The organism is Leptospira selangorensis (assembly GCF_004769405.1).
Lineage (GTDB): Bacteria > Spirochaetota > Leptospiria > Leptospirales > Leptospiraceae > Leptospira_B > Leptospira_B selangorensis.
In genome coordinates this window covers 49,084-61,411 of sequence record NZ_RQES01000019.1, presented here as the reverse complement: position 1 = coordinate 61,411, position 12,328 = coordinate 49,084, and the positions used below count along the sequence as shown (strand labels likewise).

The following is a 12,328-nucleotide window of genomic DNA, read 5'->3' as shown; positions in this document are numbered from 1 at the left end:
GTCTAAAGAATTAAGTATGGAGAGAGTGCCGAACCCTAAACCAGTTAAACTCACAGAAAAGGAATTTACTAAAATTTCTAGAGCCCTTGCTGAGCCTAGGAGATTTCAGCTTTTACAATGTATCGGCTCTACTAAAGAACCTACTGCCTGCAGCACCTTGAACAAATCCCAGGATATTAGCCCTGCTACACTTTCTCATCATATTAAGGAATTAGAGAATGCTGGTCTGATAGAAACCTCTAAAGACGGTAAATTTGTAAATATCATCCTAAGAAGGGATGTATTCAAAGCCTACCTGGACAAACTTTCCCAAATCTAGATCGAACCGACCGACGCTCATTCTATTTTAATTAATTCGATAATTATCGAAATATCTAATTATTTTACCAACAAATACTTCGATACTTGTCTAACTATAAAATTATTAGATCCGAATAATCAGGAGTAATCTTATGAGTCAGTTAAAAGGTAAAGTCGCAGTGGTAACCGGAGCTTCTAAAGGAATTGGAGCGAGTATCGCTAAAACATTAGGTTCCGCAGGAGCTTCCGTAGTGGTAAATTATTCTTCAAGCAAAGAAGGAGCGGATAAGGTTGTTGCGGAGATCGAAAAAAGCGGAGGTAAAGCGATCGCAGTCCAAGGAGATATGTCCAAGTCCTCCGACGTTAAACGTTTATTTTCAGAAACGAAGAAAGCTTTCGGTTCCGTGAATATTCTAGTAAATAATGCAGGCGTATTCGAATTTGCTCCGTTGGAAGCGGTTACGGAAGATGAGTTTCATAGACAGATGAATACGAATGTTCTGGGCCCTATTCTCGCAACTCAGGAATCCCTAAACTATTTTGCTCCTGAAGGTGGATCAGTGATCAATATCAGCTCCATTGTGAGCGATATCCCTGTTCCAAATTCCGTTGTATATGCTTCCACTAAAGGTGCGCTGGATACAGTATCCCAAGTATTAGCTTTAGAACTTAGCGCTAAAAAGATCAGAGTGAATACGATCGCACCCGGTGGTGTGGAAACGGAAGGAGCTCATAGACTTGGAATGATAGGAAGTGATATGGAAAAAATGATCGTTTCCAAAACTCCTTTGGGACGTTTAGGACAACCTGAAGATATCGCGAAGGTTGCGTTGTTTTTAGCTTCCGAAGATTCTTATTGGCTTACCGGAGAAAAGATCAGCGCCTCCGGAGGTTATCGATAAAATTTATTAGTTCGCTTTAGGGCATGATTAGTTTGTGATTTAAACCATAAAATTCGAGTAGATCACTTATGTTGGAGTTCCTAATCATGCTCTATGAACTATTTGCGGGAACCAATCCAATTAAAAAACGGCAGAGCCGAATGTATTAAAATACAAACTAACGATCAGAATTCTTTGACCAGAGAGAATATGATAGAACTGGAAAATATCCTGGCTGAGATCGATAAGGATGATAGTATCCGTGCAGTCCTTTTAAGTTCCGATAATCCTAAATTTTTTTCAAACGGTATCGATGCTGAAAATATCCTAAACACACCTCGAGAAAAACTCACAGCCGAAATGGGCCAGATCGTGATCTTATTCGGTAAACTTTTGAGTTTCGGAAAACCTCTTCTCGCAGAAGTTACCGGTTATGCAATGGGAGGTGGTGCTGTCATGACTTTAGCCTGCGATTTTAAATTTATGTTAGAAGGTAAAGCAAGGATCGCATTCACCGAGGTTCTGGTTGGACTTCCTTTACCGATCAGCTTTATAGATAAATTGAAGATTACCGTTAAGTCGGAATATCTAAACGAAGTTTGCCTTTTAGGAACTGCTTATAAGGCAGGAGAAGCAAGGGAAATATCTTTGATCAATGAAACTGCGGAGAATAAGGAAGATCTACGTAAACTTGTTCTGAAAAAATTGGATGAGGTTATGGCAATCGCACCAAGCGCTTACAGAAGGACCAAGGCTGCGATCAATAAAGAGATCAATGATAAATTCGAATCCCAATTGGAATTCACCAAAAGTAGCTTTGAAGATCCTAAGGTAGTGGCAAATTTGTTGGAAGCAATGAGTGCTCTGAAAGAAAAAAGAAGACCGAAACTCACCTAAATATTCGATTTTCTTAAATTTTGATCCTATACGTTTCTAAACCTCCGAAGGCCCAAACTCCTAAAAATTTAGGATACAGGTCCTTCGGAATATTCGCATCCACTAGATTACTTCCGAATTCGCTTCCTGTACTCCCTGATATAATCGTATTTGCTGAGACTGCGCTTGCAGCCATATAAGCGCTAGAGCCGGCACTATGAAAAATATAAGCTCTTCCGGATAACGTAACTCCGTCCGGATAAGTAACTGCTCCAGCAATCAAGTCTCCTAAACCATCTCCATTTATGTCGGAGATCATAAGAGCATTTCCAAAAGATTGGCTAGTAGATTCCCCCACAATTAGATTTGTAGAACCGTTAGAGGCTTGAGCACCATCGCTTAAATTTACGTAAATTCTTCCTAGCGAAGAAGAATAATTTTGAGCGCCTGTAACAAAATCATCGTATCCATCTCCGTTAATGTCTCCAAGCGCAACAGCGAGCCCCACTGCACTTGTAGAGAAGCCGCTGACTATCGTGTTTGCACTTGTAGCAGAAGTGACAGTGATCCCACTTGTAGTCCCTGTGCTATTGAATACATAACTTCTTCCAAAATAGGAACTATATTGAGGAGCTCCTACAGCGAGATCTGCATATCCATCCCCGTTCACATCTCCGGTATATATACGAATTCCAAAATTACTTGCTGACTCTCCAACTATTGTAGTGTTTGCTGAGGTATAGGAGCTCGCCGTGACTCCGGCTGATCCGGTACTATGGAAAATCCAGACTCCTCCTGTATTACCACCAGCATATGCATTTCCGCCTACGATCAGATCTGAAAATCCATCTCCATTTATATCTCCGAGTCCTATCCCACAGGCAAAATTACTTGAACCAGGACCTGAAATAGTTGTTCCAGCGGTGGAAGAAATCCCTCCAGATCCTGTGCTATAATAAATAAATGCAAGTCCTGAATATCCGGAAACATGATAAGCACCATCAGCAAGATCATCATATCCGTCTCCGTTCACATCCCCGAGTGCAATCGCATAACCGAATTCGTTTGAACCAGTATAATTTAAGATACGGTCTGCACCCGCTGCAGTACTTGTAGTAATCCCTGAAGTACTTCCGTGAAATACATAAGTAATACCTTGCAATCCTGAATAATCGGATGCTCCCACCGCAAGATCTCCGAAACCATCTCCATTTACATCTCCCATCGCGGAAGCATATCCCATTCTTCCTTGTCCTGTGATAGAATGGTCGGCCGCACTCGAAGTAGTCGCAACAATTCCGGAAGAACTACCGTTAAAAATATAAGCCGCTCCCAGTCCAGTAGCATCACCAGGAGCCATGACTACTATATCAGCGTAACCGTCTCCGTTTAGATCTCTATTATATCCTTTTCTAATATTCAGACTTAATACTGTGGAAATATTTGCGCTGGAGTCCACGCTCCTGATATTAACGGAATGAAAAGATCCATGCCTCCAAGTTAAGGAACCTGTAGGCAGAGCGAAACTCCAAGTGGTCGTTCCGGTCGCTGCAGTATAAGCTCCCCCATCAATACTAATCTGCACGGCGGATACTAATATATTATCGGAAGAAGTCCCATAGAGAAATCCAGTCTCCACTGTAGGTCTTCCGGAAGTCGGAAGATTTGTGATCGTAACTGTAGGGATCGTTACATCTCCAGGAGTACTGCTTGCATCTACGCAGGTATCTCCAGTAACTAAGCAGGCGACCTGAGCCTCGAGCATCGCTTCGAATGCTATATTCATGGATTTGAGTGAGCAGGATTCCAAAAAGAAAAGAAGAAGGGCCGCTATCCCGTAAGGAATTCCTTTTTTCAGAAATTTTCGCATGCAAATATATTTACATTCGATCGCGAACCCTGTTACAATCCAATTATAAAAAATTGAGAAACAAATCGGAATTTTAGAAAAAAAATACTCCCTCATTTACGGGATATTTTAAAATTTCTAATCCAAACCCCCATTCCGGAATCAGTAGCGTTCGTTCCAAATCACCCTCCCATCCGTGTTTTCCCATCAAATTTACCCAAACGGCTTGTCTGTTTTTTCAGAAGCCAACCCTAAAACAAACGAGAGTTATACGAGGGAGTTAAGACATGCAAAAATTTCTGAAAGACGAAGAAGTCCAGGATATTCTTCTAAAAGCTGCCCTATTCGTGACCGTTTTACTCTTGGTCGTACTTCTTTTTACTGGATGTAATAACGCAAAAGCAGTTAGTATAGATGCAAGTTCCTCTGCGATAGGTGCAATCGCATTCGATGGAAACATAGGAGTTTTCGGAAGTAATACTCCAGGACCTTCCCTTGTCAAAGTGAACGTTATCGGATACTTGAACAAGTCGGGCAAAGAGATGAATCTAACCCTGACAAACACAGATACTTCTGAAACTCAAACACTTCAAATTTCGGATAATGGAACCTTCTCCTTTCCTGACACTTTAGATCCAGGTACAAATTTTACAATCGATCTCGGGACTTATACAGGAGGACAAAATTGTACTCTCACTGGAGATTCCGGAAAAGCAGGTTTAGTAGCTGCTTCTAAAATCGACTGCGAAAGGAACTTAGCAGTTTTCGGGACCTGGTTTAGCGGAAGTGTTCCGGTGATGAATCTATTCCAGGTAAACCAAAAGACTTCTACAGTGGTAGGAACTCCTATGTTTTTTAGCACCAGTGCAGGAATGCCTATGTTGGATCTAGTCTGGTCTGGTAACAAATACCTAGCAGTTTGGACTTCGACCGGAAATACGATCAAAGCTAGATTTCTGGATATTGAACAAACAACTTTGGGTTCTGATATTACGGTGGCGGGAGTGGTTTCCACTGCCTCCGGTGCCAAGATCAGCACGTTATCTGCCGCTTATAATGCGGATCTAGATGAATTCGTAGTAGTATTTGTAGAATTTGGCGGAAGTACTTCTTTCTCAAATTTAGTGAGATATATCCGTATCCATCCGGATGGCACCTTAATTGGAACCCCTACAACTATCAAATCCGTTCTTGGAACGATAGGATCGACTTTCGGATATTCGGATGTAATTTGGAACGGTAGTAAGTACGCAACTGCATTCGAATTTCATGATAATGATACGGATGATGCACCTAATAATTATTTAGCTGTATATAGTTTTACGAATGGTGTAGCCACTCAGGTGAATCAATTATTCTTATCTTCCGGAACCGGTTCCACTGGAGCAATCTTCCCGGTAAGTTCTGCAGGTGCGGCTTATCCGAAATTTATAAGAACTTCTTCCGATGTATGGCTTTTCTTTAATAGATCCAATATGGGAATTACAGACAACACGATCGATTCTAGCTTAATGGAATGGAGAAATTTATCTGGAGTTCCTGCCCAGATAAGAAGAGACACGGTGCCGAATGGTTGTAATCCGAATGGAACCGGATTTCAAACCTATGTTCCTTCTCCAGGAAATTTAGGCTCAAGAGTATTAATGGGTTACGATCTAAGATGTACCCAAAGCGGTTCCCTGTTCTTTGATGTGTATCATTCTCCTTTGAATTCTAGTAACGGAACCTTGGGAACAGTTACGAATTATTCGGGAAGTACACTTGGGCAGAATTTCACTATGGGAAGTTCCACTACTTGTAGGGCTTCCAGATGTTATACAAGTGCAGGTGCATTAGGGGATGGGATATATATCCTAGATCCTAATTTTGACGGAAGTACTCATACTTTCTATTCGATCAAACTCTCTTCTCCGGGAAATTCTGTGGATTTCCCAGTTCAAACTTCTATCCAGTAAACTTGGGCAAGGATCCTAGTTAAGAAAAATGAAATATTATTCTTACAGGATCCTATTTTTTCTTCTTTTCTTTTTATCAAATATTTATTGCTATAAACCGCCACAAGCATCCACACTTTTAGATCTTTTCAGTTTAAAAATGGATCTGGATGCATTCAATACACCTATCAAAGTTTCGGTCCAAGTTTCAGGTTTAAGTTCGGGAACTCTTAGCATCTCTAATCTATTAGGAGAAACTTTGGATTTTCCTTCTAACGGGACTCAGGCATTCCCTACTCTGGTAAAAATGGGAGACCAATATTCAGTTTCTGTAATAGGAATATCAGGCGCGTCTGCACAGCAAGAATGTAAGATCAGTAATCCGGAGGGACCGATTGTATATCCTAAAACCGTAATTTTTATCAGTTGCGGGAAGATATTTTATGATCTATCCGTGAAGGTGATCGGTCTGGATCCTTCGATCGCCGGGACTTCCCCCTTAATTTTACAGAATATGTCCGACAAAATCACTTTTACTGCGGATGGAACAAAAACATTCGCACATAAAGTAGGAGATTCCGCAAATTATTCCGTTAGTTTTATCTCTATTCCTACAGGACATTCCTGCATTTTCATTCCGAACGGTTCCGGAACCGGAACCATGTCCGGAGGAGCGTTAACTCTAGTCTTAGATTGTATTTCGGTTTTAGAAATTTTTCCTAAGTCCAAGATACTCACTCCGAATGGTAAAGTTTCCATCCGACTTTCTTTTCATGGAGTAGATCCTGGAAGCTGTAGTTTCGATCCGATTGCTATTTCGGGAAAAAACAATGTGGCTTCTCTTGGAAATCCACCTAGTGTCACCTATCCTTCCGCACCGGATGATGATACGATTGTGATCACTCCGAATTCTCCGGATAAATGGGGACCTCCCGGAAATTCATTCTTCGAATTAGTAGGTTGTACTGCCAAAAGTCTTCCGATCCAAAATGGAAATCCGATCCATTATGATTTTGTAACTTCTTCGAATATTCGTTTAGTAGATGCAACTAACGGAATAGACGATCCGGGATGTGGAACAGGTTTCGGTCCAAGTGCTTTTTGTAGAAGTATAGAAAAAGGAGTCCAAGAATGCGACTCAAGCGGATCTATCTGTTCCGTTTTTGTGGCTGAAGGGAGTTACACTCCTATTTCTCAAATTTTCTTGAGCGGAAATACTTCCCTATTCGGCGGCTTTAGTCCTGGATTTCCGGATCTGGATTCTGATCCAAACATTCATCCCACAAGAATTGTAGATGATACACTCTCCAGTTGTGGGACTTCCTTTTCAAATTTTTGTAACGCAATTTTGATCTCTACTACTTCTTTGAGTTCAGCGACCACAAACCTTTCAGTGAGTGGGTTCCAGATACAGATGAATCTAATCGGAGATTATTCTACTGGGATCCAAGTTTTGAATTCAAGGACCAATCTAGGACAGATCATCATCTCTAAAAATATGGTTTTTGGGAATGAAACGAATTCGAACGGTTTTGGGATCCGTGCAGGATTAGTAATAAATCAATCTGATCATGTTATAGTAACAGAAAATTGGTTAAGAGGAGGTTCGGGAAGATCTCATTCCGTAGGGGTAATGTTAGAAGGTTCCGGATCCACTTTACAACCTATCATACTTTCCAGAAATATTTTAGACGGGTTGGTTAGTATAGAACCTGCAGGATTCAGCGCCGGACTTTGGATAGAAACGGGGATTTTTGAAGGAGCAATCGTTTCCGAAAATAAGATCAATGCATATCAATATCTAAATCCTAGTTTGGTTTCTGAAAATTCATACGGGATCGTTTTTACAGATGCAGTAGATTCAAGTAATATAATAAATAACGATATTTATATAGGGAATTCTCAGAATTTTTCTCTCGGAAATTCCGTAGGAATATTTACTCAGGCTGGATTCGGAATTCATAAGATCCTAAATAACCAAATTTTTTCCAGAAATCTTTCCGCAAATAGTGCCGGGATTATTTTTGGAAGTCCTCCTGAGCCGACTTCCGTAGTAAGAGGAAATAATTATTTTGTAAGCGTTCCTATCGTAATAGGCTTCGACCAATATATTTTCTGCGGAAGTACATTAAACCAAGAGGACTGTGTTCATCCGATCTCAGGACAATTAGTAGGAGATTATTCCAATAGTTATGGTGCTGATCCTAAGTTTGTAGATACAGCCGTAATAGAAAAAATCTGGAATTTTAATCTTCCCTTTGGAATTCCAACATCCGCCAATTCTCCTTGTTCTTCTTTATATGGTGGAGTGGATTTAAGTACGATCACACTTCCAATTACTGCGATCCCTTTTTTACAAACCGATTTTTACGGAAGTCCAAGAACAAATTCCTCAAGCCCATTTACTCCATCAGGAGCAGGTTCTATTTCGATTGGCGCAATAGAATCCGATGCAAATTGTTTCTAAACTTTTATACCAAAGGCCAATACAATTTGAAACAATCTGCGCGGATTAAAGACTTGATAGATCCTAATCGGAGCTTTCCATGGAAGTATGTCAGACATTTCGATTTACGAAATCACAGTAACACAAGTAATCAAAAACCTAGAACACCTAAAACGATTTATAGATAAGGGCAAAAGTTTCGCCGAATCTAAAAAGATCGATATAGATGTTTTATTAAATTCAAGACTTGCCCCGGACCAATACAATTTCATCCGACAGATCCAGTTAGCCTGCGATACTGCAAAATTAGGAGCGGCCCGCTTAACCGGAAAACATTTCCAATCTCACGATGATAAGGAAAAAACTCTTTCTGAAATAACTGACAGAATTGATTCAGTTGTTGGTATTTTGAAAGGCCTAAAACCGGAAGATTATAAAGAGGCTTCTGATATCAAAATTTCTCTACCTCGTTGGGAAGGAAAATCCCTTACCGGAAAAGAATACGCCCTCCATCATATGATCCCGAACTTCTTCTTTCATATCGTGACCGCTTACGATATTCTCAGACATAACGGAGTCGAACTGGGGAAAAAGGATTACTTGGGAGACTTTCCTTTTAAATCGTAACGTCGAAGTTACTACATTTAGAGATCTTTGCGCCTTCGCGACTCTGCGTGAATCTAAGCAGCTCGCGCCAGGGATCGATGCGGGGTCGCGAAGCGACCGAAGCGGAGAGCCCGACCGCCTTCAGGCGGGGGCGCCCCCCATTTTTTTCCCAAAATTCTCACATTTTTCAAACTTAGGTATTTACCTAAGTTTATTCTTATGATATAGTTAGGTAAGTGCCTAAGTATAGTAACAGTCTGGATAATATGTTTCATGCTCTAGGGGACCCAACAAGAAGGTCCATTTTAGAACGTTTGAGCATGGGGCCGGCAACTGTAGGAGAACTGGCGGAGCCTTTCAAAATGGCCCTTCCATCTCTCATGCAGCATCTAGGTGTGTTGGAAGATTCCTCTCTGGTTCGTTCCGAAAAAGTGGGTCGTGTAAGAACTTATAAACTTACCCAAGATACCATGAAGGCCGGAGAAGATTGGTTCGTTAGACAACGCACACATTGGGACAGAAGGCTCGACCAACTGGACAGTTACTTACTTGAAATGAAGGAGAAAGAAAATGGCAAAAACTAATTATTACCAACCGGACCCAAAAACAGATCTAGTTCTTGAGAGGATCGTAGATGTTCCTACAGAACTGGTTTGGAAAGCATGGACCACTCCGGAACATATACTCAAATGGTTTACCCCTGCCCCTTGGAAAACTATTGATTGTGAGATCGATCTTAAGCCGGGTGGAATCTTCCGCACGACTATGTTGTCTCCGGAAGGACAAGAGTTCCCGAACAGCGGTTGTTTTTTGGATATCGTAGAAAATGAAAAACTTGTATTCACCGATATTTTCGAACCGGGTTTTAAACCTACTCCAAGTGGCGGATTTTTTACAGCGATACTTACATTAGAAAAACATGGTAATGGAACCAAGTATCATGTTCTTGCTCGTCATAAAGACGAAGAGACCAAAAAGAAACATGAAGAGATGGGTTTCCACGACGGTTGGAACACAGCTCTCGACCAATTAGTAGAACTCATGAAAGCAGTTCGCTAAGATTTCCATATAGACGATCATCTAAAATCGGAATATTATCCCTCTTCCGGTTTTAGTTGGTCTTTCCTAACCCTAAAATGCGATCTTATACGTTGCATGGCATCTAACACAATTTTGAGTAAGCTTATCTAATTCTTTTAGAATACTTTTAGTGTCTTTTTTTTGTCTTAGATCTTCTGCAATCTTATCGAATTGATCATGAGTGCCGAATCCTAATTGTTTAAATTCGATAGGCAATTTAAGAAGGATCGTTTTTTCTTCGTCCTCCAGTTTTTTTACCATTTCCATTCCGCTTGCAGAAGCAGCCAATTCAGCCTTTTTATAATCATCTTCGGCTAACGCGGAAACGATCCCGTTAACGGATGCAAGTAGCCCCCTCATTTCCGTTAGAACTAAATTTTTCTCTTGAGAATTCAAATGGATTGCAACTCTTCCATCTATCGATTCGGACACATTTCCAGATAAGAAAAAATACAAAAAAACGGAAGCTGAAATTGCCCATAATACTAAAGAGATCAATCCTAAGGGAATTTTTTTCACAATTTACTCCATTCTAAAAATAGTAATTTTTGGTAATATAATATCATCTGTTCAGGATCATCTAACTAGTTTAATAAAAAAATCAGTCAGCGCTTCCGGTAATTCTTTTGGATTCGGCAAGATCCTATAGGATTCTTTTCCAAGCATTGCCGGAAGATACTGTTTTGCACTTTTATCTATTGCAAGTGCAAAAACTCCCACATTAGATCTTTCGCATTCTAGGATCGCTTTTTTAACGTCCTCTATTCCGTATTTCCCTTCGTAACGATCATAGTCATTCGGTTTACCGTCCGTCAAAAGTAGGATCCAACGTTTTTGGCTTTTTTCGTTTTGGATCAAAGAGAGAGAATGTCGGATGGCAGGTCCAATTCTAGTGTATCCTTTCGCTTCCATAAGCCCTATCTTCTCTCTGGATCTTTCCCAAGGTTCATCAAAACTTTTTATATTAGAATAATCACAATGATTTCTAGTATTAGAATAAAATGAATCTATCCTAAAACGATCTCCAAATTCGGAACAGATCTGCCCGAATAATACCAAAGAAGCCTTTTCCACATCCAAGATCTTTTGGTTATCCACATAAGAATCGGTGGATAAACTCATGTCGGCAAGTAGAAGTATAGAAACCTCTCTAAGTCTTTTCCTATCGGACAAATACACATTTTCAGTTGGAGTTTGCCCGCAAGACAGATCCGAAAAATATTGTAGAGCGGCGTCCAGATCCAAATCTTCTCCGTAAGTTTGTCTTTTTAGAGAAGTTTTGAGATTAAAGAATCGATTCATTCTAGATCGAAGTGAATTTAGTATATTATAATTTTCTTGGAAAACTTTTTGGGTGAATCCTTGATTTCCATCCGGGAATTTTTTAGGGAATACCTTACAATGATCCTTTCTATATTTCCTTTTTTTGTAATCCCATTCGTCATAAGAGATCGGTTTTTCATGAGAGCGATCATTCTCCACTTCTCCGGCAAATAGTCCGGATAAAAAATCAGTCCTAAAAACGGAATGTGTAGGTTCATTAGAACGAACCGTATGCCTAAGATCTAACTCCCGGATCGCATCTTCTTGTTCCGATAAAGTATCGGATCCATCAAAATCACGCCAATTTCCCTGGAATTCTTCTGCGGTTTCTACCTTTTCGAATTGGTGCATTAGAGTATAATCTTCTTGTGATTTTAGATCCGCCTGAATGGTTTCGATCCTTTCTCTGGGCACACCTTCTATTTCCGTTTCTATCTTATCGTTTTCAGTTTTTTGAGAGAGCAATTCCTGAGATGTGATCCGACTTTCTAATGTAGATGAAGAAGAAGACATCCAGATCCCATATAGTAAAGAAAGATCCTCAGGTGTTTTTTTATTTTTTGACACTGATCTTTGGAATTCTCTTTCTACATTCTCTACAGATCTAAGAAGGGATTTTATATCCGGATAATTTTTCTCTATACTTTCAATAACCTGTGGATAGGTTTCCTTTGCGATCTTTATAGATTCACTCTTGCTCCTTACCTCTCCCTTTTTCCAATAAAATCCTAATCTTCTCTGTTCTGAAATATAAAGTATTCTGAATATATAAAATTGAATATTCGAGAATGAATCCGGTCCATTAGAATAGGACCCGGGCAAAAAATAGAATTGATCCTGAAATCCTCCTTCTTTTTCGGCAGGTAATATTTCTATATTTTCTCCGGTTAAAGACTTTGCTAAAATTGAAAGTCTTGGTTTCATATCGGACAGTTTTATTATTTTATCTTTTAAGGATGGATCTTTTTCAGAAGAGAAAATTTCTCTAACAGTATTATATGTCTTTTTGAATACGAATTCTTCCCAACCCATA

The 12,328-nt window shown here is 40.0% G+C and carries 11 protein-coding genes; 8 read left to right on the top strand and 3 right to left on the bottom strand.

The window, feature by feature from the left end; translation table 11 throughout:
- Positions 1 to 16 precede the first annotated feature (16 nt).
- The 3 genes from EHO58_RS15460 to EHO58_RS15450 all read left to right on the top strand — a co-directional run bounded on the left by EHO58_RS15460 (position 17) and on the right by EHO58_RS15450 (position 2,078).
- Entirely contained in the window at positions 17 to 319 is a 303-nt protein-coding gene (locus EHO58_RS15460) for an ArsR/SmtB family transcription factor (RefSeq protein WP_135680528.1), read from the top strand.
- 133 nt (positions 320 to 452) lie between these two features.
- Positions 453 to 1,202: an SDR family NAD(P)-dependent oxidoreductase gene (locus tag EHO58_RS15455; RefSeq protein WP_135680527.1), complete on the top strand. Its 750-nt coding sequence runs from the start codon at positions 453 to 455 to the stop codon at positions 1,200 to 1,202.
- A 93-nt stretch (positions 1,203 to 1,295) separates the two neighbouring features.
- Entirely contained in the window at positions 1,296 to 2,078 is a 783-nt protein-coding gene (locus EHO58_RS15450; protein ID WP_135627197.1) for an enoyl-CoA hydratase/isomerase family protein, read from the top strand.
- Between the two features lie 13 nt (positions 2,079 to 2,091).
- On the opposite strand, the gene EHO58_RS15445 is transcribed toward EHO58_RS15450, so the two are convergent.
- Complete coding sequence (locus tag EHO58_RS15445; RefSeq protein WP_135680526.1) at positions 2,092 to 3,927, bottom strand: beta strand repeat-containing protein; 1,836 nt, start codon at positions 3,925 to 3,927, stop codon at positions 2,092 to 2,094.
- Between the two features lie 266 nt (positions 3,928 to 4,193).
- On the opposite strand from EHO58_RS15445, the gene EHO58_RS15440 reads away from it, so the two are divergent.
- From EHO58_RS15440 to EHO58_RS15420, 5 genes are all read left to right on the top strand, one after another.
- Entirely contained in the window at positions 4,194 to 5,861 is a 1,668-nt protein-coding gene (locus EHO58_RS15440; protein ID WP_135680525.1) for a hypothetical protein, read from the top strand.
- Between the two features lie 28 nt (positions 5,862 to 5,889).
- Positions 5,890 to 8,307: a hypothetical protein gene (locus EHO58_RS15435; RefSeq protein WP_135680524.1), complete on the top strand. Its 2,418-nt coding sequence runs from the start codon at positions 5,890 to 5,892 to the stop codon at positions 8,305 to 8,307.
- A gap of 87 nt (positions 8,308 to 8,394) precedes the next feature.
- A complete protein-coding gene (locus EHO58_RS15430) occupies positions 8,395 to 8,913 on the top strand; it encodes a DUF1993 domain-containing protein (RefSeq protein ID WP_135627201.1) in 519 nt (172 codons plus the stop codon).
- Positions 8,914 to 9,158: 245 nt separating this feature from the next.
- Positions 9,159 to 9,476, top strand: coding sequence for an ArsR/SmtB family transcription factor (locus EHO58_RS15425; RefSeq protein WP_100709826.1), 318 nt, complete (start codon positions 9,159 to 9,161; stop codon positions 9,474 to 9,476).
- A complete protein-coding gene (locus EHO58_RS15420) occupies positions 9,463 to 9,951 on the top strand; it encodes an SRPBCC family protein (protein ID WP_135680523.1) in 489 nt (162 codons plus the stop codon). Before EHO58_RS15425 ends, EHO58_RS15420 begins: the two co-directional genes overlap by 14 nt.
- A gap of 72 nt (positions 9,952 to 10,023) precedes the next feature.
- Here EHO58_RS15420 and EHO58_RS15415 read toward each other — a convergent pair whose 3' ends face one another.
- Together EHO58_RS15415 and EHO58_RS15410 are read right to left on the bottom strand one after the other, a co-directional pair.
- A complete protein-coding gene (locus tag EHO58_RS15415) occupies positions 10,024 to 10,491 on the bottom strand; it encodes a hypothetical protein (RefSeq protein ID WP_135680522.1) in 468 nt (155 codons plus the stop codon).
- A 57-nt stretch (positions 10,492 to 10,548) separates the two neighbouring features.
- Positions 10,549 to 12,327 carry a nitric oxide reductase activation protein NorD gene (locus EHO58_RS15410; RefSeq protein WP_135680521.1) on the bottom strand — a complete coding sequence of 593 codons (1,779 nt, stop codon included), beginning with the start codon at positions 12,325 to 12,327 and terminating at the stop codon, positions 10,549 to 10,551.
- Position 12,328: the final 1 nt, after the last annotated feature.

Coding starts and splice junctions, on each gene's coding strand:
- EHO58_RS15460 (WP_135680528.1), top strand. CDS start 17: ATGGAGAGAGTGCCGAACCCTAAACCAGTTAAACTCACAGAAAAGGAA.
- EHO58_RS15455 (WP_135680527.1), top strand. CDS start 453: ATGAGTCAGTTAAAAGGTAAAGTCGCAGTGGTAACCGGAGCTTCTAAA.
- EHO58_RS15450 (WP_135627197.1), top strand. CDS start 1,296: ATGAACTATTTGCGGGAACCAATCCAATTAAAAAACGGCAGAGCCGAA.
- EHO58_RS15445 (WP_135680526.1), bottom strand. CDS start 3,927: ATGCGAAAATTTCTGAAAAAAGGAATTCCTTACGGGATAGCGGCCCTT.
- EHO58_RS15440 (WP_135680525.1), top strand. CDS start 4,194: ATGCAAAAATTTCTGAAAGACGAAGAAGTCCAGGATATTCTTCTAAAA.
- EHO58_RS15435 (WP_135680524.1), top strand. CDS start 5,890: ATGAAATATTATTCTTACAGGATCCTATTTTTTCTTCTTTTCTTTTTA.
- EHO58_RS15430 (WP_135627201.1), top strand. CDS start 8,395: ATGTCAGACATTTCGATTTACGAAATCACAGTAACACAAGTAATCAAA.
- EHO58_RS15425 (WP_100709826.1), top strand. CDS start 9,159: ATGTTTCATGCTCTAGGGGACCCAACAAGAAGGTCCATTTTAGAACGT.
- EHO58_RS15420 (WP_135680523.1), top strand. CDS start 9,463: ATGGCAAAAACTAATTATTACCAACCGGACCCAAAAACAGATCTAGTT.
- EHO58_RS15410 (WP_135680521.1), bottom strand. CDS start 12,327: ATGGGTTGGGAAGAATTCGTATTCAAAAAGACATATAATACTGTTAGA.